Here is a 19,464-nt window from a genome sequence, read left to right on the forward strand (position 1 = left end):
GGAGTTACTGTCAAGGATGCCCCATCCTCCGGGCCGGCCTTGAGTGCGGCGTCCGGCGAGGGCAGAAACGGGACACGGAGGAACAATCATGACCGACGCGCCACCGACCGCCGAGACCGGGGCGGACTCCCGCACCGTGAACCCCGGTGCCCTGGCCGGGATCAGGGTGATTGACCTCACCCGCGTCCTCGGCGGCCCCTACTGCACCATGATCCTCTCCGACCACGGGGCGGAGGTCATCAAGATTGAGCCGCCCCAGGGCGACGAGGTCCGCGCCTGGGGCCCTCCCTTCCTGGATGGCACAGCCAGCTACTTCCTCGGCGTGAACCGCAACAAGCGGAGCATTGCCCTGGACCTCTCCAAGCAGGAAGGCCGCGACGTGCTGCTGCGCCTGCTGGAAGACGCCGATGTGCTGATCGAGAACTACAAGCCCGGCAGCATGGAGAAGTGGGGCATCGGCTATGATGTCCTCTCTCAGCGCTTCCCCCGCCTGGTCCACTGCCGCGTCTCCGGCTTCGGCGCCACAGGCCCGCTGGGCGGCCTGCCGGGCTACGACGCGATCGTCCAGGCCATGGTTGGCCTCATGTCCATCAATGGCGAGCCCGGCAGCGGCCCGCTCCGCATGGGCACCCCGGTCGTGGACCTCGCCACGGGCCTCTACTCCACTATCGGCATCCTGATGGCCTTGCAGGAGCGGGAGCGCTCCGGCCGGGGCCAGTATGTGGATATGACCCTGCATGACTGCGGCATGGCTCTGCTGCACCCGCAGGCCGCTAACCATTTCCTGAACGGCAAGCGCCCGGTCGCGACCGGCAACCCGCACCCGAATATCAGCCCCTATTCCAAGTTCCCGACCGCAACCTGCGAGATCTTCGTGGCCTGCGGCAACGAGCCCGCCTGGCGCAAATTCTGCGCCTTCCTGGGCCTGGATGAGTTGGCGAACGACCCGCGCTTCGCCACCAATGGCGATCGCGTGGTGAACCGCGACGCCCTGAACAAGATCCTGGAGGAGCGGCTGAAGCAGGAGGACGGCCACGCCCTCTGCGACAGGATGCTGAAGGCCGGCCTCCCCGCCGGCCCCGTGCTCTATGTGGACGAGGCCGTGGCGGCCCCGCACACCAAGGCCCGCAACATGGTGGCCGAGATCGGCGAATTCCGCGCGCTGAATACGCCGATCAAGCTCTCCCGCACCCCCGGCGGCGCCCGCACCGCGCCGCCGCGCTTCAATGAGCATGGGGAGGAGGTTCTCAAGGCCGCCGGCTACTCCGCCGAGGAGATCGAGGTGCTGAAGCAGCAGGGCATCCTGGTCGAGGCGCCTCGCTAGAACCGAAACGGCCGGATGCCCTTGTTGTCGGACATCCGGGCCGCCTGAAAGGGATCGGTCAGCTAGGGATCAGCCAGCTCGGGATCAGCGGAGGGCGGGGCTCTCCGCCTCCGCAGGCGCCGTAACACCCATCCGCGCCGCAGCCACCTTCGCACGGTAGGAACGCAACGAGAGCGGGATCATCCCAGCATAGAGGATCCCCGCCGCCGCCAGCGCGGCCCAGGGCTCCGCCACCAGCAGCGCGGCATAGGCGGCGGCGCCCAGCATCAGCGGCAGCACCGCCTGCCGCGGGATCTTCACCTTTTTGAAGGACCAGGTCGGCAGGGTGCTGACCAGCAGCCCGGCGATGACCACCAGCAGAATTGCCGAGAAAAGCGGGTGCCGGATGGCCACCGCCAGCCCCGTGAGGCCCCAGCCATCGAAGGTCAGGGAGGCGAAGATCGGAAACAGCGCCAGCCCCGCCCCGGCCGGGGCTGGAACGCCGGTAAAGAAGCCTGCCGGCTTCGGGACGCCAGGCACTTCCGGCGCATCGATCGCAGCGTTGAAGCGCGCCAGCCGCAGCGCCATGCAGGCCGCGAAAAGCAGGCAGGGGATGAAGCCCAGCCCCCGCGCGTCATGCAGCGTCCAGAGATAGAGGATGAAGGCGGGCGCCACCCCGAAGCAGAGGAAGTCCGACAGGCTGTCGAACTCCGCCCCGAAGCGGGAGGTGGCCTGGAGCAGCCGCGCCAGCCGGCCATCGATGCCGTCGATAAAGGCCGCCACCACGATCAGCGTCGCCGCCTGCTCCCACCGGTCATCCATCGCGAAGCGGATCGCCGTCATCCCGGCACAAAGGCCGAGCATGGTCAGCAGGTTCGGCAGCAGCCGGTTGAAGGAAAGGCCCTGCAGCCGCGGCCGGCGGCGCGGGGTGAAGCGGAAGCGACGCGGGGCCTGTTCCATTCCTGCCCTCAGTTCCCTGCGGGTGCGGAGAGATCGGCCATCACCGTCTCGCCGCCGATCATGGTCTGGCCCACTTCCACCAGCGGGCGCACGCCCTCCGGCAGATAAAGGTCGGTGCGGCTGCCGAAGCGGATGATGCCGAAGCGCTCGCCCGCCCGGACCCGCTGGCCCTCCCGCACATGGCAGAGGATGCGGCGGGCGATCAGTCCGGCAATCTGCACCACGGCGATGTCGCGCCCGTCGTCGAGCCGAATGGCCAGGGCGTTGCGCTCATTGTCCTCGCTTGCCTTGTCCAGCGCCGCATTGATGAAGGCACCGTGGCGATAGGCGATGCGCGTCACCGTCCCATCAATCGGGATGCGGTTCACATGCACGTCCATCACCGAAAGGAAGGTCGCGATCCGCCAGCGCGGCGTATCCCCCAGCCCCAGCTCCGGCGGCGGCACGGCCGGCTCGATGGAGGTGATGTGCCCATCCGCCGGCGCGATGAAGAGGCCGGGCCGTGCGGGGGTGAAGCGCTCCGGGTCGCGGAAGAAATAGAGGCAGAAGGCGGTGAAGGCCGCGCCGATCCAGAAGACCCAGCTTCCAAAGGCGAGGCCGCCGACAACGGCCACCACCGTGCCGCCGATCAGGAAGGGACGACCCGCCGGATGCGGGGGCGCCAGGACGAGGCGCAGGCCATAGGCGAGTGACATGACGCTCCAGGAAAGAGGGGAGGCCCGGTTATGGTTTCTCCACCGCCGACGGACAACCCTGCAGGAGCGCCGGGCCGCCTTCCCTTCAGGGCGCGCCGGGCAACGCGAAGACCTGGCCGGGGAAGATACGGTCCGGCTCCCGGATCTGCCCCTGGTTGGCGCGGTAGATCACCGTGTAGCGGATGCCCCGCCCATAGGCCTGCCGCGCGATGCGCCAGAGACTGTTCCCGGGCTGCACCACCACCCGCCCGTCCCGCAGGGCCCCCGCCGGAAGGGATTCGCGTTGGAAGGCGACCTCGATCCGCCCGGAAACCGGCCGGACCCGGGCCGGGCCCGGCGCCCCGAGCTGGTCCACGCGCAGCAGATGGCGGCCGACCGCCGGCGCCTCGGCGGGGGTCAGCGACCAGCGGCCGGATGAGTCAGCCTCCGCATCGCCAAGATGGCGGTTGTCCGCATAGACGCGAAGCCGTGCACCGGGCGGGGCGGTGCCGGCAAAGCGCATCGTATCGCTGTCGTCGTAATCCACCACGTCGAGCCCTAGCCTGGCCGGTCCTTCCCCCGCCGCCGGATAGGAAAGCGCGCGCGGCGCGGCCGTGGCGGTTGGAGGCAGCAACAGGACGAGATTCTGCTCCGGGTTCGACGGGGCGGTTCCGGCGGTGCCCTCCGCCTGCGGCTCCCCGCGGGCAGGCGACGCCTCCACACTGGCCCTCGTCTGTTCCGAATGGTCCTTCCCGGCCCCGGCCTGTGCCACCGGCGGCTCGGTGGCAGGCCCGACCACCAGCACCGTATCGGGTCCTGCGATCTCCTCCCCGCCCCGGGAGCGCGCCCGCAGAGAGAGTTCCCGCGCCCCGGCGCCGAGCGGGTCGGCTGGCAGGATCACCCATTCGCCCCGCCCGTCGGCGCGGGCACGCCCGATCTCGCGACGCCCCTCGTAAAGCAGAACTTCCGCACCCGGCGCCGCCCGCCCGGCCACAACCACCATGCCACGCACGCCCATGCGAACGATGTCGAAGCGTGGCGGCTCGGCCGCGCGCGCGGCAGTGGTTGCGCTCGCCCGGCCCTGGGCCGCAGGCCCCTCCTCCGCCAAAGCCTGGGCAGTGCTTCCGCCGCTGCCGGCCACCGGGGCAGCAGAGCTGGCCAATCCGGGCCGGGCCGGACGGTCCGATGCGGGGGAGGCTTCCGCCATTCGCGAGGCGACGGACGGCGCGGCATCGTGATGCGACGCCCCGTAGAATGCCCCGGCCGCCGCAACGCCGGCCAGGATGGCCGCGCCGCTGACGACTCGCGCCCGCGATAGCTCTGTCATGCCTGCGTAACTACGGCTTCGCGCCCCCGCATCACAAGAGCGCGCGCTTCCCGTTACGCCAAATCCAACGCGGATTCGAAGGGATTCGCAGCCCCGGTCCTGGGCGCCGGGCCAGCCCCTCCCCTATCCTTTCCGCAACACGCGGGATGCGGCGCTGCAGCCGCGGCACGGACCTGAGGACGGATGGACGGCATGGAAGGCGTGACGGAGCAGCGGGTGAAGGTGAAGGTCTGGGACGGCTGGATCCGCCTGGTCCATTGGTTCATCGCCGTGCTGGTCGGCTTCTCCTGGTGGACGGCCGAAACTGGCCGGATGGAGTGGCACATGCTCTCCGGCGAGGTGATCCTGGCGCTGCTGCTCTTCCGGCTGGCCTGGGGCTTTCTGGGGTCGGACACGGCCCGTTTCTCGCGCTTTCTCCGCTCGCCCGTTCAGGGCCTGCGGCACCTCGCCCATCTCCACCGGCGGGAGCCGGATACGGAAATCGGCCACAACGCCGCCGGAGGCTGGATGGTGCTGGTCCTGCTTGCCGTGCTTCTGGTGCAGGCCGTCTCCGGCCTCTTCACCGATGACGGAATTCTCACCCGCGGGCCGCTGGCGCGCAGCGTGGCGCCCGGGACGGTCGATGCCGCGAGCAGCCTGCACGTGCTGACCTTCAACCTGATCCTGGTGGCGGTCGCGCTGCACATCCTGGCCGTGCTGGCCTATGCCGTCCTGAAGCGGCAGGATCTGGTGCGGCCCATGGTCACTGGCTTCAAGCGCCTGCCCGCAACCATGGCCGGAGGAGCGCCGCGCCTGGGCAATCCCTGGCTGGCGCTCCTCCTGCTGCTTCTCGCAGCCGGGGTGGTGACGGTCATCGCCCGGCAGGGCTGACGGCCGCTTCGCCCGAGGCGATCCGCCCTATCGCCTGCGGTTATTCCGGTGGCAGGCGCCGCAGGCTCCGCCCATGGCACGCACCGCCTGGCCCGTGGCTGCGGCGTCGCCGCTCGCCGCGGCCTGCTGCAGTGCCTCCGCCGCCGATACCGCATTGGCGGCGGCACGCTCGAAGCCCGCCCGGTCCGTCCACACGGCCGGCTGCGCGCGGGAGCCCTCGCCATCCGATCCCGGCGGAAACAGGGCGGGCAGGTTGCGGAAGAAGGCCACCATCTCGTCGGCGCGGGAGACGGTCTGCCGCGTATCGCCGCCTGCCTTCACCACGGCATCGATCGCCTCCAGATTCGTCTGCATCCGCCGAAGTCCCTCCTTGCGGGTGGGAATGGGGTCCGGCTGGGCGAAGGCAGCACCGGCGCCGAGGAGGGCCGCCAGCGCGGCGGCGAGAAGGGGAAAGCGCGTCATCCAGTGTGATCCATGATCAGGGATGATCTAGATTACCCCCGCTCCGCGACCTCCCACAGCCGGGATCGCACCTCGAGACGGAATATCGGCCAGGTGCCCTTGCCGGCTTCCGGGCACGGCGCTAATACGCCGCCACCCCGACGCCGTCGTGACGGAGCGTAGCTCAGCCTGGTAGAGCACTGTGTTCGGGACGCAGGGGCCGGAGGTTCGAATCCTCTCGCTCCGACCATCGACGGAGTCCAGAAACCCCGCCCGGCCATGCTGGGCGGGGTTTTTCGTTGCACAGAATGTATTTGTGACAAATTGACAACGGACAGCTGGCAATCCTGTTGTCCCACAGCATCAGGCACGGCGATGGCACGCCCCTCGCAATGATCCCCCGGCCACGCTCCTGCGTGAGGGGGAAAGCATTCGATGAAGACGAATCTCATCGCGACGTCCGCATTGGCCCTGGGCCTCTCGGTTGCCGCCAGCTCGGCTGGCGCTTTTGAGATCGAGGAGGCGGGGCTGACGATCGGCATCACCCCGACGATCTCGTCCGATTACCTGTTCCGCGGCGTCAGCCAGACCCGCAACCGCCCTGCCATCCAGGGCACGATCGACATCCAGCACAGCACCGGCTTCTATGTCGGCGCCTTCGCCTCCAATGTCGCCTTCCTCGGCACCAATGCCCGCCAGGAAATCGACGCCCTGGCCGGCTGGCGCACCACGGTCGCCGGCATTTCGCTCGATTTCGGTGGCATCGCCTACAACTACCCGGGCTACGAGCACTCCGGCCCCGGCACCTACGACCTGCAATACTACGAGCTGGCCGCCAAAGCCGCCTACGAGATTCCGTCCGCGCCGCTGCCGGTGAAGGTTCTCGCCTCCTTCAACTGGTCACCCAACTACCAGCTCGAAAGCGGCGACGGCTTTTATGTCGAAGGCGGCGCCGAATTTGGCCTTCCCTATGACCTCACCCTCGCCGGCCGTATCGGTTACCAGTGGATCGAGAGGAATCCACGCTGGGGCTCCCCCGACTTCGCCAACTGGAACATCACCCTGTCCTACAAATTCGCCGACTTCGTCCTGACCGCCGGCTATTTCGACACCAATCTTTCCCGGTCCGAATGCTTCGGCTCTCAGAAAATCTGTGACGCCCGTGCCATGGTCTATCTCAGCCGCACCTTCTGACCGTCAACGGCGGCGGCGGCGCGGGGGTGACTTCCGCGCCGCCCAGTACATCAGGCGGCTGACCGGCCAGACCCAGGCGATCCCGACCACGGCGAAATACACGGCCTGCACGGTCCAATGCAGGCGCAGCACGACATCGGCAAGCGCCACCACCGCCCCGATATAGAGCAGGAAGCCCAGGATTCCGGCGGTGACCGCCACGGGGACGCGCGACATGCGTCTGCTGGTGCCGCATTCGCGCGGCCGCGCCAAGCCCCACCGCGCAGCGTGTTTGCCCCATAGCCCGGCCCGGCTTATGAGGCGTCCCCCGGAGACAGAGCCCTGCCATGACCGACAGCACTGCCGAAACCGCCGGCCCCATGGCCGAAGTCGACCTGAAGCAGCACATCCGCGGAATCCCGGATTTCCCTAAGCCGGGCATCCTTTTCTACGACATCTCCACCCTGCTGCGGCACGGCCCGGCCTGGAAAGAGGCGATGCGCCGCCTGGCAGCGGTCGTGCGCCCCCACCGCCCCACCCTGCTGGCCGGCATCGAAAGCCGCGGCTTCCTCGTCGCTGCGCCGCTCGCCCTGGAGCTGGGTCTCGGCTTTGTCATGCTGCGCAAGCGCGGCAAGCTGCCTGGTGCCATCATCGGGCTGAACTACGCCCTCGAATACGGCACCGATCGGATCGAGATGCAGGCTGACGCGGTGAAGCCAGGCGACCGCGTCGTCGTCCTGGATGACCTTCTGGCCACGGGTGGCACCCTGGCCGCCAGCATCGCCCTGCTCCGCCAGGCCGGAGCAGAGGTACCCGCTGCCGCCGCCCTGATCGAGCTGACCTTCCTGAACGGCCGCGCGCGGCTGGGCGACACCGCCTTCCACTCCCTTCTGGCCTACAACGACTAGGAAAGGCGGGATGCCACATTCCCGCCCCACGCATCGGCCAGCGTCTGCCGTGATGCGCCCCCTCGCCCCCATCCCTCCCCTCGGCCGGCGCGCAACCGGGCTGACCCTGCTGTCCGCCCTGGTCTCTGGCCCGGCCCGGGCGCAGGCGGTGGAGAGCGTGACCATTCTCGCCCCTGGTCCGGAGGAAGGCGAAGCCTCCCGCTGGGCAACACGCGCCGCGGCAGCCCTGACCCGTGGTTTTCACCGCCCGGTCGCCCTTCGCGTCAGCGCCCTCGGCGGGCCGGACGGCGTCACCGCCGCGAACCGCTTCGCCACGCTCGATGGCGGCAATGGCCGCACCTTCCTCGCCCTGCCCGGCGCGACCTGCCATGCTCGCCTCACCGGCGCCAGCCGTGCCCGCTTCCAGCCGGGCACCTGGCTGCCGCTGCTCATGAGTTGGCACAATGTTGTACTCGCCGGCCGCGGCCCGCTGCCGGCGCGCGGGGCGGAGCCGCTTCGCGTCGCCATCCCGGCGCCTGACGCCCCGGAGGCCGCGGCCCTGGCCGCCCTGGACCTCCTGGGCCTGCCCGCACGCCCCGTGCCCGGCCAGCCCGAGCTCTCCTTCACCACCGGACAGGCGGATGTGCTGCTCGTCACAGGCCCGGACGCTTCGGCGCGCGCCTTGGCCCTCGGCGCGACACCCTGGTACCAGCAGACCGCTCCCGAAGCCGAGGCATCGGAGATCCCCTCCCTTCCCGCCGCATCCCCAGCCGCACGCGGCGTGCTCGCCGCCTTCGGAGCGCTGCAGATGCGGGCAGCGCTGGTCATGCCCCTCCTCACCTCCGCCGATACGATCGCCGCCTGGCGCCGCGCTGCCTCGCGCTGGCAGGAGGAGGAGCGCGCCCTGCCGGTGGATGGACAAGCCCTGGTCGGCACCGCCGCCGCCGCCGCCTTCGCCTTGCTGGCGCCGGCACCGGATGCGGTGCTGTCCTATCGCAACTGGCTGGAACAGCGCCTCGGCTGGCGCGCGAACTGAACGGCGCCAGGCTCAGGCGAAGAGAGAAAGAAGCGCCGACCCGCTCGTCCCGGTATTGCTGCCCGCCGCGTTCATGACATAGCGCTCCGCCAGCTTCGCCGCCTGCTTTGGGTCGGTCAGCTTGGACAGGTCGAGCCGCGAGGTAATGGCCCGCGCCTGGGTTTCCACCTCCTGGATGGCGATGGATTCAGGCAGGCCCAGCGCGCCCGTGATCACACGACGGAGCACGGCGTCACCCAGCACCTCATAGGCGGTCGGCGCCGGGCCGCTGGCCATGCGCTGCTCGAAATAAAGCGCGTCGGAAATACCGCCCGCCTCGTTGTCCTTGGACAGGCGCCATTGATAGGCGGTGTAGCCGTCGCTCAGCTTCTTCTGGATCGCCGGGTCGCGCAGCGCATCCATTCCGCGCGCTGCGAGATTCAGTGTGGCAGCTGCCGACTTCCAGCGCGGGTCGCCGACCGAGAGCTTCGCCGCCACCGAATTCGAATCGGATGGATTCGACATCAGCGCCCGCACGGCGAGACCGGGCATGTCCACCGCATCAGGCAGGCCGAGCGCCGGCAACAGCACGGCGGAGACACGCGGATCGCGCAACGCCGCCTCGACATCCTTGGCGCGCGAAATTCCCTCGGTAAAGCGGGCCAGTGCCAGCTTCACCGAGGCGTCCTTAGCAGTTTGGGCAACGCCCTTTTCCTCCGCCCCGGCGGCTGAGGCGCGGCGCAGCGCCAGCACGGCCGATGCAGCATCCGCCGTACTGGTGGAGGCACCACCACCGAGGATGGCGAGGGCGATCGAGCCCGACATCTCAGACCTGGCCCGAAAGCCCGGCTGCCATGTTCTCGTTCACCTCGATCAGAAAACCCAGATCGGGCTCGTCCTTCTCCATCTCACGGATCACAGCGCGGCCGACAGAGATAATGGAAGCGCGCAGTGGCGTCGGCAGCGCATTGGTCGGATCGACCAGGACGCCCTCCACCGCCAGCCAGAGCCGCCGGTTATCGGCCAGGGCACGGACGGCCCGCAATCCAGCCTCGACCCCCTCTCCCCCATTCAGATTCTGCGCGGCACGCAAGGCGCCGGTCACACGGCGGAACACATCCGCCTCCTGCGCGCGCACGGGCTGCGCCGCGCGGGCGGCACGATAAGCCATAAGCGGGCTGGCGGCGTTCGGATGCTGCATCATGCGGTCATCTCCTCCGGCACGGGACGGGTGTTGGGGGGTGGGGCGATGCCGAGCACCGCCTCCTCATGCCGCATCACGCGGCGAACCAGTTTCAGGGCGGTGTAGCAGTCATCCTCCTCCGCCGCTGTCAGCGCGCGCTCCAGCATGGCGGAGGCAAGATTAGAGGTGGTGGCCGCCTGGAAATCCGCGATCAGCGCACGTGCGCTTTCCAGCCCGCGCTCGCGCTCCTCCTCGCTGCCGATATAGGCGGTCTGCAGCGCGAAGTAGATGCGGCGTGCCGGGGTATCGGCCGCTTCGGGCGGCAGGATCTGCTTGCCGAACAGAAAACGGGCCTTGGCGGTCAGCTCGATGCGTGTTCGGTTGCGGAACCTGATCGGGGCGCCATTGACGACCATCAGGTCGCCCTGGCGCATCTCGAGAACCAGCGTGGACACGGTCTTCGCGTTCCTTCGTGGCAGGCGATGCACGGCGCGGTCCTGGCGCCGCATCGCCGCCGGGGATCTTATTCCCCGGCGAGATGGGGGAAGGGAGACGTGGCGCCGCGCTTCTTCCACGGCGCCACGCCACTCAGCGGAAGAGGCTCAGCAGGCTCTGCGGTGCCTGGTTGGCAATGCTGAGCGCCTGGGTGCCGAGCTGCTGCTTGATCTGCAGCGCCTGCAATTTCGCGCTCTCCTTCGCCAGATCCGCATCCACCAGCGCGCCCAGCCCCGTCTCCAGCGAGGAGATCTTCTCCTTATTGTAGGAGACCTGCCCCTCCAGATAACTGTTGTTGCTGCCGAAGGTGTTCAGCGCCGTGTTTACCGCCGCCATCTTCGTCGCGAAGTCGCCGCCCGTGGCGAGGGCGCTGGCCGCGGAGGCGGCATCGGTCGGCGCCGCCGCGATCGTCAGCGTGTCGCCATCCACCGCCGCCAGCGTATAGGTGGTGCCCGTCTCGTTCCGCGTCGTCGCGATGTCGCCGCCGCCGGAGGCAGCGGAGGTGCTCAGCAGGGTGCGGCCGTTATAAGTCGCGTCCGCGATGTAGTTCTGCACCTGCGTGCGCAGCGAGTCGTATTGCGACTGGTACTGCGTGCGCTGCGCCGAGGAGAGGGTGCCATCCGCCAGCTTCACGAGCACGCCACGAATGTTGCTCATCGTCTCCGACACCTTGGTCAACCCGGAAAGGGTGGTGTCGAGCACGCCCTGGACGCCGCCGATCTGCTCATTGGCCGAGGTCAGGCCCGCGATGTCGGCGCGCACTGACTGGGCCACGGCGAAGGCCGCGCCGTCATCCTTCGCATCCGACACGCGATAGCCCGTCGAAATGCGCTTCTGTGTCGCATTCAACGCGTCGTTGGTCTTGTTCAGCGACTGCAGCGCGACCTGCGCGCCGATATTCGTGTTAACCGAATTCAGGGCCATGTCTTGCCCCTCCTGTCCGGCGGCCGCCGTGCTGGCCGGCCGCCACCTGTTGCGTTCCGCATCTTGCGGTAGGCGGGCATCCTGCCCCGCCAGCGGTTAACGGCGCGTTGAACTCACCCCTCAGGACAGGAACTTGGTCAATGACAGCCCCGCGAGCATGGACAGCGCCTGCCAGGACGCCTGGAGCCGCGTCTGAGTGTCCTGCATCGCCGTCAGCGTGGCCGCCAGATCGACCTCCTCAACATCGGAAAGCTGGCCGTTGAGCACGGTCCGCAGATCCGTCTGACGGGTCTTCGCCGCCTCCAGCCTGGATTCGGAAAGGCCCAGCGCGCCCGCCTCCTCGCCCAGCCCGGTCATGGCCGATTTCAGCCCGGCCGTCGCGCTGGCCACCACCGCGTCGAAATCCGCCCCGGCCGCCGCCATTTCCGGGGTCAGGCTGGACAGGGTCATCAGCCCCCGCAGCAGGTCGCGGGACCAGCTTCCGGTCTCGCTCCCCGTCCCGCTGGCCGCCGCGTTGCGGCTGGCGAAGAGCCCGGTCTCCACCGCCTCCCCATCTCCGGCCAGCGTGGTGCGGCGTGGCTCCGTCAGGCCCCGGGCGGGGTCCAGCAGGTAATCGGAAAAGGGCGTTTGCCCCGGCGTGTTGCTCGTCGCGGCCGCCAGCGTGGCCGCCAGCACCGCCGCGCTGTTACCAGGGGCGAGCGATCCAACGGCGGTGGCGATATCAGTCGCCATGCCCGTGCTCATGATGTTGCCCGGGTCCGGGATCGGCGGATTCGCAGAATCCGCCCCGCTGAACAGATACTCTCCCGCCTGCTGCTCGTTCAGCAGCCCCGCTACCTCCCCCAGGGCCTGGCGCGCGCCGCTGGCCAGGGCGGCGATCCGCGTGCTGTCGGCGCTGGTGATCTTCCCGGCCTGAGTGAGAAAATCCTCGGCGATGGAGGAGAGCCGAGATAGCGCCTCCTGCGCCGCCCCGGCGCGGCCAAGCGCGCGATCGATCGTCGCGGCATGGGTTTCGCGCCGGCTGATCTCGCCACGCAAGCTGATTGCGCGGCGCGCATCGCCTGCCAGATCGCCATACCAATTGCCCCGCTTGCCATCGACCGATTGCGCGGTCAGCGTCGTCAGCTGTGCTTTCAGAAGGGATGACTGGCTGACCAGCTGCGCCAGCGCGCCATTCGGGATTCCCGTGACCGCCATCACCGCACCGCCTGGAACAAGGTGTCGTACATGCTCTGCACCGCCGAGATCAGCCGGGCATTGGCGGCATAGGCATTCTGCAGCGTGATCATCGCCGCCAGCTCCTTATCCACATCCACGCCCGACCGCGCCGCAAACCGCCCTTCCAGGGCGGAGAGCAGGTCTCCGGATGCCTTCCCCGCCTCCTCGGCCTCCGCGCGCGCGGCCGTCTGGGTCGCGACCAGCTGGTTGGCGTAATCCCCCAGGCTGCGCGCGGAGCGCAGCCCCGAACTCAGGCTGCCATCTGGCCCCAGCCCCGTGGCGGCGAAGCCCGGCTGCGGATTGCCCGCCGAAACCTCGCTGCCCAGGCTCCAGTTCAGCACCCGATCAATCAACGCGGTGAAATCCGCTGGGCCGGTCGCAGCGTTGGGCGTGAAAGCGGTGGGTCCGCCTGCCGTCGCCGTCACCGCTCGCGTCCCGTCCCGAACCAGCCGCGGATCGGCCTGCACCGCCGGATTGACGCGCAGCCCCGCCGCAAAGCCGAGCATCCCCCCTGTGGCATAGGCCGAGGCCGGATCGGGCACCGTCTCGCTATCCCCCGTGAACAGCGTCAGCCCCTGCGCGTCGAAGCGGGCGGCCAGATTGGCAGCCGAGACATCCAGCTCCGCCTGGGCCAGCGGCAGCTCCTCGTCGCGCAGCGCCGCATAGGCGGCCAGCGTCCCGTTCCCCAGCCGGTCTGTCACGTCGCTGCCGTTCAGCATCACCCCCGGCAGCGTGCCGCTTGCGCCATGGAAGGACTGCACGCCGAGCGTAGCCGGATCGATGGCGAAGGGCCCGCTCTCCTGGCCCAGCGGCAGGGTCAGCCCGCCCGCCGTGACCAGCACCACGCCGCCATCCTCCTGCGGCACCGCCCGCACCTGCATGACGGAGGAGATTTCGGCGATCGCCTGGTCGCGCTGGTCCTCCAGCTCCACCGTGCTCTGCCCCTGGGCGCGCAGGGGCAGGATCTGGCGGGTCAGGTCCGACACGCGGCGCAGCGCGTCGTTCAGCGTGGCGACATCCTGCACCATCGCGTCCTGCGCCGACTGCCGGGCCGTCAGGATGGCATCGGAAACCGTATTGTACCGCGCCGCGAGATCAGCGGCCGCGCCGATGACGGTGGATTGCAGCAGCGGATCGGAAGGATTGTCCCGCAGAGACACAAAGGCATCCCCGATTGCGGCGGTCAGGTCGCCGACGGACTCCCCCGTCGCGCCATGCGCGATCTCCACCCCCTCCAGAATGCGGGCGCGTGCCTCGGCGGCAGCGGTGCCGGCGCGGGCCGCGTTGATCTGCGTCACCATCGCCGTATCCACCGCCCGCGTCGCTTCCTGGCTCCGCACGCCGGAGGCAAGGCCGCCGGGCGTCAGGGCGGCGCCCTGCACCTCCTTGCGCGTATAGCCGGGCGTGGCCGCATTCGCGACATTGGCGGCCGACTGCGCGAGCTGCCGGTTGACATGCGCCAGCCCGCTGCGCGCGATGGACAAGGCGAGGTCGAGGCTCATCCGCTTCTCCCCAGGGCTCCGTCAGGCGCTTCAGCGGCGCATGTTCAGCGCGTCCTGCAGCAATTCATCCGCCGCGGTCACGATCCGCGTATTCGCGGAATAGGCGCGTTGTGCCAGGATCAGCTTCGAGAACTCCGAGGCAATGTCGACATTCGAACTCTCCAGCGAGGAGGTCACGATCTTGCCCGAGCCGTTGGAGGAGGCATCATTCACCCGCGCCTCGCCGCTTTCCGGCGTGCGGAGATAGGCCTGGCCATCCGTCTTCTGCAGCTTGTCCGGATCGGCGAAGCTGATGATGGGAACCCGGCCGATGATGCGGGACTCCCCGTTGTCGTAGTTCACCGTCAGGTCGCCATTGTCGCTGAGTGAGACGGTGGAGAAGCTGCCGAGCGGTACGCCGTCCTGGTGGAGGTCGCGCAGCGTGTATTCCTGCCCGGAATACTGCGTCAGCCCCGAAGCCTCGTTGAAATTGCCAAGGTCCAGTTTGACGGTTTGCGGCCCCTGCCCGAAATCGGCGGTGAAGGCCACCGTGGCCGGATCGCCCGCCACGGCGGCGGCGCCGGTCAGGTTCGTCGCCGCACCGAAGGAGCCGATCGTGCCCGCCGGGGTCGTGGCACTGGCGGCGGTGCCGAAATTCACCTCGATGCTGCGCGTGGTGATGGCGGGAACGGTGGTGTCGTCCGGAATGCTCATATCCAGGCGCCACTGGTTGGTGCCGATATTCGTCCAGGTCGTGTCCACCGAATGCAGCCGTCCCAGGCTGTCATACACCTGCAACTGTGCGGGGACCGGCACCGTGGTGGAATCCGCCGGCAGATTGGCGGAAAGGCTGATATTGCCTGTCGGCACCGGGTTGTAGACGGACTGGTCCACGCGCAGCGGCTGGATCGCCGAGCGGTCCGGATTGCCCTCCGGATCCGCCTGCCAACCCTGCAGGTAATAGCCCTGGCCGTTCACCAGATAACCTTCGTTGTTCATCTTGAAGTCGCCGGCGCGGGTGTAGAAGGTCCGCGCATCGAAAACGGGTTGCCCGTTCTCCACACCTTTCGGCAGCGACACCGCGAACATCCCCTGCCCCGCAATGGCCATGGCGAGCGGATTGTCCGACTGCTGCACCGTGCCCTGCACGGAATTCGTGTAGTCCGGCCGCGCCGTCACCGATCCCGGCTGGTTTACCTGCTGGGTGGAACGGGTGACATAGGATACGAAGCTCGTATCCGTGCGCTTGAAGCCGGTGGTCTGGCTGTTCGCGACATTGTCCGCGACATTGCCCAGCGCGCGCGCCTGGGCGGTGAGGCCGCTGATGGCCGTGTTCATCGAGGCGTAGAGCGACATGGCAGGCTCCGGTGAGGAAACGCGGCGCCGCTGTCGCGACGCCCTGCGAGGCCCTGGCGCAACGCCCATGCCAGCCGGGGGACGGCCCCGAGCCGGCGCAGCATGCCGCCGGGCGGCAGCTTCTGCCGGCATCCGGCAGCCCCCGCCGCCTATTCCGGCACAGAAGCTGGCAAGCGGCTTGCGCCAGCTCCGGCGCGGCCACGAGGCCGATGGATGGAGCGAAGCCGAGATGGACGTGTTGGAGATCCTGCCGGCCAGCGCGGCGCGCGCCACTACCGGCGTTCCGGCCGGCGCGGCGGGCTTCGCGCAGATGCTGGGAACTGCGCTGGGCACGGTGCCCGCCGTCGCCGCGTCCTCACCCCTTTCGGTAGAGGCTGCAACAGGCACGCCGCTCCTAACTCCTGCCACCGCTGCGGGAGTGCCGGTGGCGCCGCCTGCTCCGGAACTGGCGCCATCGGAACCTGCCGCAGGCGCGCGCACCCCGGCACCGCCCGTGGTACCGGACCACCCCCCTCTCGATCCGGCCCTTCCGTCCATCCAGACAGCCGATCCCATGGCTCCGGCCCCACCACCGTCCGGGCTCCCGGAACCCAAAGCCGTACCGGTCCGGGCAGAGCCGACGGACAGCGTCGAAACCGCCCGGACCCAACCGGATGAGGAACCGGACGATCCCTCCTGCCCTCCCGAAGCGGCTCTCCTTCCTCTACCCGCTGCGGCGGGCGGGCCAGGCATACCCCCACCGCCGACGGCCAATGCCGCACCGCCTGCCCCGGCCCAGGCCGGGGTGTCTTCAGTAGCGGAAGTGCCGTCGCGGAGTGGCGTTCCCAGAAAGCCAGGCAGCCCCACGCCGCAGGCGGCGCCCGCTCGCGCAGAGACCCCGGCGACAGAACCGGACGCGGCTTACTCACCAGGCCCCCAACCCTCTACCACGCCCGGAAGCACTGGGCCGGACCGCTCCCACGCCGTAAAGACCGGCCCAACCGAAACACCGGCCGAGGCCGGCAATCCGTCATCCCAGACGGAAGCATCGCCAAGCCAATCCGCGCCGGCACGCAACAGCGCCTCCGCCCTGGCCCGGCCCGCCGATACCACCCCGCCCTCTGCTTCCCACTCCTCCGAGCCCGCGCCAGTCCCGCAGGCTGCAGCTACGGCCCCGTCTCACCCGGCCGCGCCATCCCTTCTGCCTGTTCCCCCACCAGCCCCGGCCCTGACGATCACAGCGCCAGAGGCCCCTGCGGCCACACGTTACCTGCCCCGCCTCGCCCCGGCCGAGCAGGTCGCCCCGGTCGCCGTGGCCCTGTCCCTCGGCGGGCCCGAGGGCCGGATCAGCCTCCGCCTCGACCCGGTGGAACTCGGCCGGGTGGAGGTCACGCTGGAGCGGATCGGAGATGCCGCGCGGGTCCATGTGGCAGCAGAGCGGCCGGAAACCCTGGCCTTGCTGGCACGCGACGGTGCCGCGCTGGACCGCGCCCTGGGTGGCGCCGGCATCGGCGCGGAAGGCGGCCGCATCCTCGATTTTTCCCTCCTGGGCGGGGATGCCGGCAGCCCGGCGATGAGCGGTGGCACGGAAAGCGGCCAGCGTGGAAGCGGCCACGGCCAGGGAAGCCGCCGGGGCTGGCAAGGATCTGACGCCCCCGCCGCATCGGACGAGCCCGGCGGACCGCGCCGGGCCCTGCTCGGCCTTCTCGACATCGCGATCTGAAGGAGACATCCCATGGCCGTCTCGACCACCGGCACCGCCACGGCTGCATCGGCCGCCACCGCCTCCCGCACGCAGCTCGCCGGCAGCTTTGACAACTTCCTCACGCTGCTCACGACGCAGCTCAAGAACCAGTCCCCGACCGACCCGCTCGACACCAACCAGATGACGGCCCAGCTCGTGCAATTCGCCTCGGTCGAGCAGCAGATCGCGATGAACACGAATCTGGAGGAGATGGTCTCCCTCCAACAGGCGGCGCAGCTCACCGCCGCCTCCCCCATGCTCGGCCAGAAGGTGGAGGTGCAGGGCGACTCCCTGCCGCTGCAGGACGGCACCGCCACGATGCGCCTGCCCGCCGCGGGCAATGCGCGCACGGCGCGCGTGGTGGTGATGGACAGCAGCGGCAAGACGCTGCGGGAAACTCAGGTCACGCTGGGCACCGCGTCGAAGGACTGGGTCTGGGACGGCCGCGACTCCAGCGGCAACCAGCTGGCGGACGGCGCCTACAAGGTCGCGGTCACCGGCGCGGATTCCAGCGGCGGCAGCGCCAGCGTGGACTTCACCATCATCGGCACCGCCACCGCCGCCGAACGCACGGGCGGCGCCCTGCGCCTGCGCATGGGCGCCGCGAGTTATGGCTTCGATGCCGTGCGCTCCATTGCGGGCGGTAGCTGACCCGCCTGCCCCTAACCTCTCCTTAACCCCCACCCGGCAAAGTCTGCCGGGCCGGCAGAAAGCCGGCACAAGGGGGCCGCGCCATGCGCGAAGGAGTGACAGGGAGCCAGTTCGTGTGGCCCGATGAGGGCCGGCGCTGAATGCCCGCCTTTCTCGCCCAGCTTCGCGCCCTCGGCCCCGCCAGGCTCGGCGCCATGGCCGCGGTGGCCCTGACCGTCCTCGGCCTGCTCGGCTGGTTCAGCATGCGTGCGGGCCAGCCCGGCATGGCACTCCTCTATTCCGAGCTCGACCCGCGCGACGCGGGTGCCGTGGCCGCCTCGCTCGATCGCCAGAAGGTCGCCTACCAGCTGGGATCCGGCGGCTCGAGCATTCTCGTGCCTGAGGAAATGGTCCCGCGCCTGCGCCTCTCGCTTGCGCGGGAAGGCCTGCCCGCCGGCGGCAATGTCGGCTGGGAAATCTTCGACCGTGGAGAAAGCCTGACCACCACGCCCTTCCAGCAGGATGTGAACCGCCTCCGCGCGATGGAAGGCGAGCTCTCCCGCACCATCCGCGCCCTGGCCGGCGTGCGTGCCGCCCGCGTGCACCTCGTGCTGCCACGGCGCGAAGCCTTCTCCCGCCAGGTCTCCGAGGCGCAAGCGAGCGTCGTCCTGACCATGCAAGGCGTGCAGCGCCTGGACCGCGAAGGGGTGCAGGCCGTGCTGCATCTCGTCGCCACCGCCGTGCCCGGACTCCAGGCCCGCAACATCTCCATCGTGGACAGCCGCGGCGAACTCCTCGCGCGCGGTGGCCAGGCCCTGAACGGCCCCGCCGCCGCCGCGACGCAGGAAGAACTCCGCCGCGCCGAAGGCCTGCGTATTGCCCGCAGCGTGGAGGAGATGCTGGAACGCAGCCTCGGCACCGGCCGCGTGCGCGCCGAGGCGACGGTCGAGATGGACTTCGACCGCGTCCAGACCACCGAGGAGCGCTTCGATCCCGATAACCAGGTCCCGCGCAGCGTGCAGAGCAGCCAGGAGCAGTCGCGCGGCGCCGAGGGCGGCAATGTCTCCGTCGCCAACCAGCTTCCGGGTGCCGAGCCCACGGGCGGCAATGCCAACCAGGAGAGCAAGTCCGAGGAGACCACCAATTACGAGATCGGCAAGACCGTGCGGAGCACACTGCGCGAGCATCCGGTCACGCGCCGCCTCTCCGTCGCTGTGCTCGTGGACGGCGTGTGGGAAGGCTCTCCGCCCAGCTTCCGCGAACGCAACGCCGAGGAACTGGCCCGCATCGCCACCCTGGTCCGCAGCGCCATCGGCTTCGACGAGCGGCGCGGCGACCGCGTGGAAGTGGTCTCCATGCGCTTCGCCGCGCCGGAAGGCGGCGACAGCCCCGCCGATCCCGGTCTGCTCGGCCTGGGCATCGGCCCAGCCACATTCGCGCGGCTGACGGAGTCCGCGATCTACGCCGCGGTGGCACTCATCGCGATCCTACTGGTGATCCGCCCGATGACGCGACGCCTGACCGCCGTACTGGTCCCGCAGCCTGCTCTGGCCGGCCCTGGCGTGGAAGCCGCGCTGGGTGGTCCGGTCAGCGCGGGTGCCATCGCCGGCCCTGGCACGGCCGGCGTCCTTCCCGGCCCGGCCGGCATGTTGGCGGAGGATGGCGACATGGTCAGCCTGAACAACGTGCAGGGCCAGTTGCGGGCCTCCTCCGTCGCGCGGGTGAACGCGCTGCTGGATGCCCATCCTGATGAAGGCCTGGCGGTGATCCGCCGCTGGCTGGCCCCCGAGGAAGAGTGAGGAGA

The 19,464-nt window shown here is 69.5% G+C and carries 20 protein-coding genes and 1 tRNA gene; 9 read left to right on the forward strand and 12 right to left on the reverse strand.

Annotation, left to right across the window (positions count from 1 at the left end; all coding sequences use genetic code 11):
- Nucleotides 1-88: 88 nt before the first annotated feature.
- Nucleotides 89-1,324 (forward strand): CaiB/BaiF CoA transferase family protein, encoded by a 1,236-nt coding sequence (locus ACO1BU_RS07140; protein ID WP_424135226.1) that lies wholly within the window; start codon nt 89-91, stop codon nt 1,322-1,324.
- Nucleotides 1,325-1,408: 84 nt separating this feature from the next.
- Here the strand turns inward: ACO1BU_RS07140 and ACO1BU_RS07145 are convergent, their stop codons facing one another.
- From ACO1BU_RS07145 to ACO1BU_RS07155, 3 genes are all read right to left on the reverse strand, one after another.
- Nucleotides 1,409-2,263, reverse strand: coding sequence for a CDP-alcohol phosphatidyltransferase family protein (locus ACO1BU_RS07145; protein ID WP_424135227.1), 855 nt, complete (start codon nt 2,261-2,263; stop codon nt 1,409-1,411).
- Between the two features lie 8 nt (nt 2,264-2,271).
- Nucleotides 2,272-2,958 carry a phosphatidylserine decarboxylase gene (locus ACO1BU_RS07150; RefSeq protein ID WP_424135228.1) on the reverse strand — a complete coding sequence of 229 codons (687 nt, stop codon included), beginning with the start codon at nt 2,956-2,958 and terminating at the stop codon, nt 2,272-2,274.
- A gap of 85 nt (nt 2,959-3,043) precedes the next feature.
- Nucleotides 3,044-4,264 carry a LysM peptidoglycan-binding domain-containing protein gene (locus tag ACO1BU_RS07155; protein ID WP_424135229.1) on the reverse strand — a complete coding sequence of 407 codons (1,221 nt, stop codon included), beginning with the start codon at nt 4,262-4,264 and terminating at the stop codon, nt 3,044-3,046.
- Between the two features lie 183 nt (nt 4,265-4,447).
- Here ACO1BU_RS07155 and ACO1BU_RS07160 point away from each other — a divergent pair, with 183 nt between their 5' ends.
- Nucleotides 4,448-5,134 carry a cytochrome b/b6 domain-containing protein gene (locus ACO1BU_RS07160; protein WP_424135230.1) on the forward strand — a complete coding sequence of 229 codons (687 nt, stop codon included), beginning with the start codon at nt 4,448-4,450 and terminating at the stop codon, nt 5,132-5,134.
- Between the two features lie 27 nt (nt 5,135-5,161).
- Here ACO1BU_RS07160 and ACO1BU_RS07165 read toward each other — a convergent pair whose 3' ends face one another.
- The gene (locus tag ACO1BU_RS07165; RefSeq protein WP_424135231.1) at nt 5,162-5,596 is read right to left on the reverse strand and encodes a cytochrome c; all 435 of its coding nucleotides are present in this window, start codon (nt 5,594-5,596) and stop codon (nt 5,162-5,164) included.
- 152 nt (nt 5,597-5,748) lie between these two features.
- Between ACO1BU_RS07165 and ACO1BU_RS07170 the strand changes: the two genes are divergently transcribed.
- Both ACO1BU_RS07170 and ACO1BU_RS07175 read left to right on the forward strand, forming a co-directional pair.
- A tRNA-Pro gene (locus ACO1BU_RS07170) sits at nt 5,749-5,825 on the forward strand.
- A gap of 185 nt (nt 5,826-6,010) precedes the next feature.
- Nucleotides 6,011-6,769, forward strand: a complete 759-nt coding sequence (locus ACO1BU_RS07175; protein ID WP_424135232.1) for a TorF family putative porin — start codon at nt 6,011-6,013, stop codon at nt 6,767-6,769.
- Between the two features lie 3 nt (nt 6,770-6,772).
- Here ACO1BU_RS07175 and ACO1BU_RS07180 read toward each other — a convergent pair whose 3' ends face one another.
- Entirely contained in the window at nt 6,773-6,985 is a 213-nt protein-coding gene (locus tag ACO1BU_RS07180; RefSeq protein ID WP_424135233.1) for a DUF2842 domain-containing protein, read from the reverse strand.
- Between the two features lie 110 nt (nt 6,986-7,095).
- Between ACO1BU_RS07180 and ACO1BU_RS07185 the strand changes: the two genes are divergently transcribed.
- Together ACO1BU_RS07185 and ACO1BU_RS07190 are read left to right on the forward strand one after the other, a co-directional pair.
- Nucleotides 7,096-7,656 (forward strand): adenine phosphoribosyltransferase, encoded by a 561-nt coding sequence (locus ACO1BU_RS07185; protein ID WP_424135234.1) that lies wholly within the window; start codon nt 7,096-7,098, stop codon nt 7,654-7,656.
- Between the two features lie 49 nt (nt 7,657-7,705).
- Nucleotides 7,706-8,671: a hypothetical protein gene (locus ACO1BU_RS07190; RefSeq protein WP_424135235.1), complete on the forward strand. Its 966-nt coding sequence runs from the start codon at nt 7,706-7,708 to the stop codon at nt 8,669-8,671.
- A 12-nt stretch (nt 8,672-8,683) separates the two neighbouring features.
- Here the strand turns inward: ACO1BU_RS07190 and ACO1BU_RS07195 are convergent, their stop codons facing one another.
- From ACO1BU_RS07195 to flgE, 7 genes are all read right to left on the reverse strand, one after another.
- Nucleotides 8,684-9,475 (reverse strand): DUF1217 domain-containing protein, encoded by a 792-nt coding sequence (locus tag ACO1BU_RS07195; protein ID WP_424135236.1) that lies wholly within the window; start codon nt 9,473-9,475, stop codon nt 8,684-8,686.
- A gap of 1 nt (nt 9,476) precedes the next feature.
- Nucleotides 9,477-9,854, reverse strand: a complete 378-nt coding sequence (locus ACO1BU_RS07200) for a flagellar biosynthesis regulator FlaF (protein ID WP_424135237.1) — start codon at nt 9,852-9,854, stop codon at nt 9,477-9,479.
- Nucleotides 9,851-10,288, reverse strand: a complete 438-nt coding sequence (locus ACO1BU_RS07205; protein ID WP_424135238.1) for a flagellar biosynthesis repressor FlbT — start codon at nt 10,286-10,288, stop codon at nt 9,851-9,853. Before ACO1BU_RS07205 ends, ACO1BU_RS07200 begins: the two co-directional genes overlap by 4 nt.
- A gap of 133 nt (nt 10,289-10,421) precedes the next feature.
- The gene (locus ACO1BU_RS07210; RefSeq protein ID WP_424135239.1) at nt 10,422-11,252 is read right to left on the reverse strand and encodes a flagellin; all 831 of its coding nucleotides are present in this window, start codon (nt 11,250-11,252) and stop codon (nt 10,422-10,424) included.
- A gap of 120 nt (nt 11,253-11,372) precedes the next feature.
- The gene (locus tag ACO1BU_RS07215; RefSeq protein WP_424135240.1) at nt 11,373-12,449 is read right to left on the reverse strand and encodes a flagellin; all 1,077 of its coding nucleotides are present in this window, start codon (nt 12,447-12,449) and stop codon (nt 11,373-11,375) included.
- Complete coding sequence (locus ACO1BU_RS07220; protein ID WP_424135241.1) at nt 12,449-13,972, reverse strand: flagellar hook-associated protein FlgK; 1,524 nt, start codon at nt 13,970-13,972, stop codon at nt 12,449-12,451. The genes ACO1BU_RS07215 and ACO1BU_RS07220 overlap by 1 nt, the downstream gene beginning before the upstream one ends.
- Before the next feature lie 30 nt (nt 13,973-14,002).
- A complete protein-coding gene (flgE, locus tag ACO1BU_RS07225; RefSeq protein WP_424135242.1) occupies nt 14,003-15,307 on the reverse strand; it encodes a flagellar hook protein FlgE in 1,305 nt (434 codons plus the stop codon).
- Between the two features lie 178 nt (nt 15,308-15,485).
- Between flgE and fliK the strand changes: the two genes are divergently transcribed.
- The 3 genes from fliK (at nt 15,486) to fliF (ending at nt 19,459) form a co-directional block, all read left to right on the forward strand.
- Nucleotides 15,486-17,009, forward strand: coding sequence for a flagellar hook-length control protein FliK (gene fliK / locus ACO1BU_RS07230; RefSeq protein WP_424135243.1), 1,524 nt, complete (start codon nt 15,486-15,488; stop codon nt 17,007-17,009).
- A gap of 12 nt (nt 17,010-17,021) precedes the next feature.
- Entirely contained in the window at nt 17,022-17,681 is a 660-nt protein-coding gene (locus ACO1BU_RS07235) for a flagellar hook assembly protein FlgD (RefSeq protein ID WP_424135244.1), read from the forward strand.
- A 140-nt stretch (nt 17,682-17,821) separates the two neighbouring features.
- Nucleotides 17,822-19,459: a flagellar basal-body MS-ring/collar protein FliF gene (fliF, locus tag ACO1BU_RS07240; RefSeq protein WP_424135245.1), complete on the forward strand. Its 1,638-nt coding sequence runs from the start codon at nt 17,822-17,824 to the stop codon at nt 19,457-19,459.
- Nucleotides 19,460-19,464 lie beyond the last annotated feature (5 nt).

The sequence above is a fragment of the Roseomonas chloroacetimidivorans genome (assembly GCF_049629625.1).
Lineage (GTDB): Bacteria > Pseudomonadota > Alphaproteobacteria > Acetobacterales > Acetobacteraceae > Roseomonas > Roseomonas chloroacetimidivorans.

Bases quoted from the DNA above. Each gene is read 5' to 3' on its own strand.
- ACO1BU_RS07140 (WP_424135226.1), top strand. From the start codon at position 89: ATGACCGACGCGCCACCGACCGCCGAGACCGGGGCGGACTCCCGCACC.
- ACO1BU_RS07145 (WP_424135227.1), bottom strand. From the start codon at position 2,263: ATGGAACAGGCCCCGCGTCGCTTCCGCTTCACCCCGCGCCGCCGGCCG.
- ACO1BU_RS07150 (WP_424135228.1), bottom strand. From the start codon at position 2,958: ATGTCACTCGCCTATGGCCTGCGCCTCGTCCTGGCGCCCCCGCATCCG.
- ACO1BU_RS07155 (WP_424135229.1), bottom strand. From the start codon at position 4,264: ATGACAGAGCTATCGCGGGCGCGAGTCGTCAGCGGCGCGGCCATCCTG.
- ACO1BU_RS07160 (WP_424135230.1), top strand. From the start codon at position 4,448: ATGGACGGCATGGAAGGCGTGACGGAGCAGCGGGTGAAGGTGAAGGTC.
- ACO1BU_RS07165 (WP_424135231.1), bottom strand. From the start codon at position 5,596: ATGACGCGCTTTCCCCTTCTCGCCGCCGCGCTGGCGGCCCTCCTCGGC.
- ACO1BU_RS07175 (WP_424135232.1), top strand. From the start codon at position 6,011: ATGAAGACGAATCTCATCGCGACGTCCGCATTGGCCCTGGGCCTCTCG.
- ACO1BU_RS07180 (WP_424135233.1), bottom strand. From the start codon at position 6,985: ATGTCGCGCGTCCCCGTGGCGGTCACCGCCGGAATCCTGGGCTTCCTG.
- ACO1BU_RS07185 (WP_424135234.1), top strand. From the start codon at position 7,096: ATGACCGACAGCACTGCCGAAACCGCCGGCCCCATGGCCGAAGTCGAC.
- ACO1BU_RS07195 (WP_424135236.1), bottom strand. From the start codon at position 9,475: ATGTCGGGCTCGATCGCCCTCGCCATCCTCGGTGGTGGTGCCTCCACC.
- ACO1BU_RS07200 (WP_424135237.1), bottom strand. From the start codon at position 9,854: ATGATGCAGCATCCGAACGCCGCCAGCCCGCTTATGGCTTATCGTGCC.
- ACO1BU_RS07210 (WP_424135239.1), bottom strand. From the start codon at position 11,252: ATGGCCCTGAATTCGGTTAACACGAATATCGGCGCGCAGGTCGCGCTG.
- ACO1BU_RS07215 (WP_424135240.1), bottom strand. From the start codon at position 12,449: ATGGCGGTCACGGGAATCCCGAATGGCGCGCTGGCGCAGCTGGTCAGC.
- ACO1BU_RS07220 (WP_424135241.1), bottom strand. From the start codon at position 13,972: ATGAGCCTCGACCTCGCCTTGTCCATCGCGCGCAGCGGGCTGGCGCAT.
- flgE (WP_424135242.1), bottom strand. From the start codon at position 15,307: ATGTCGCTCTACGCCTCGATGAACACGGCCATCAGCGGCCTCACCGCC.
- ACO1BU_RS07235 (WP_424135244.1), top strand. From the start codon at position 17,022: ATGGCCGTCTCGACCACCGGCACCGCCACGGCTGCATCGGCCGCCACC.
- fliF (WP_424135245.1), top strand. From the start codon at position 17,822: ATGCCCGCCTTTCTCGCCCAGCTTCGCGCCCTCGGCCCCGCCAGGCTC.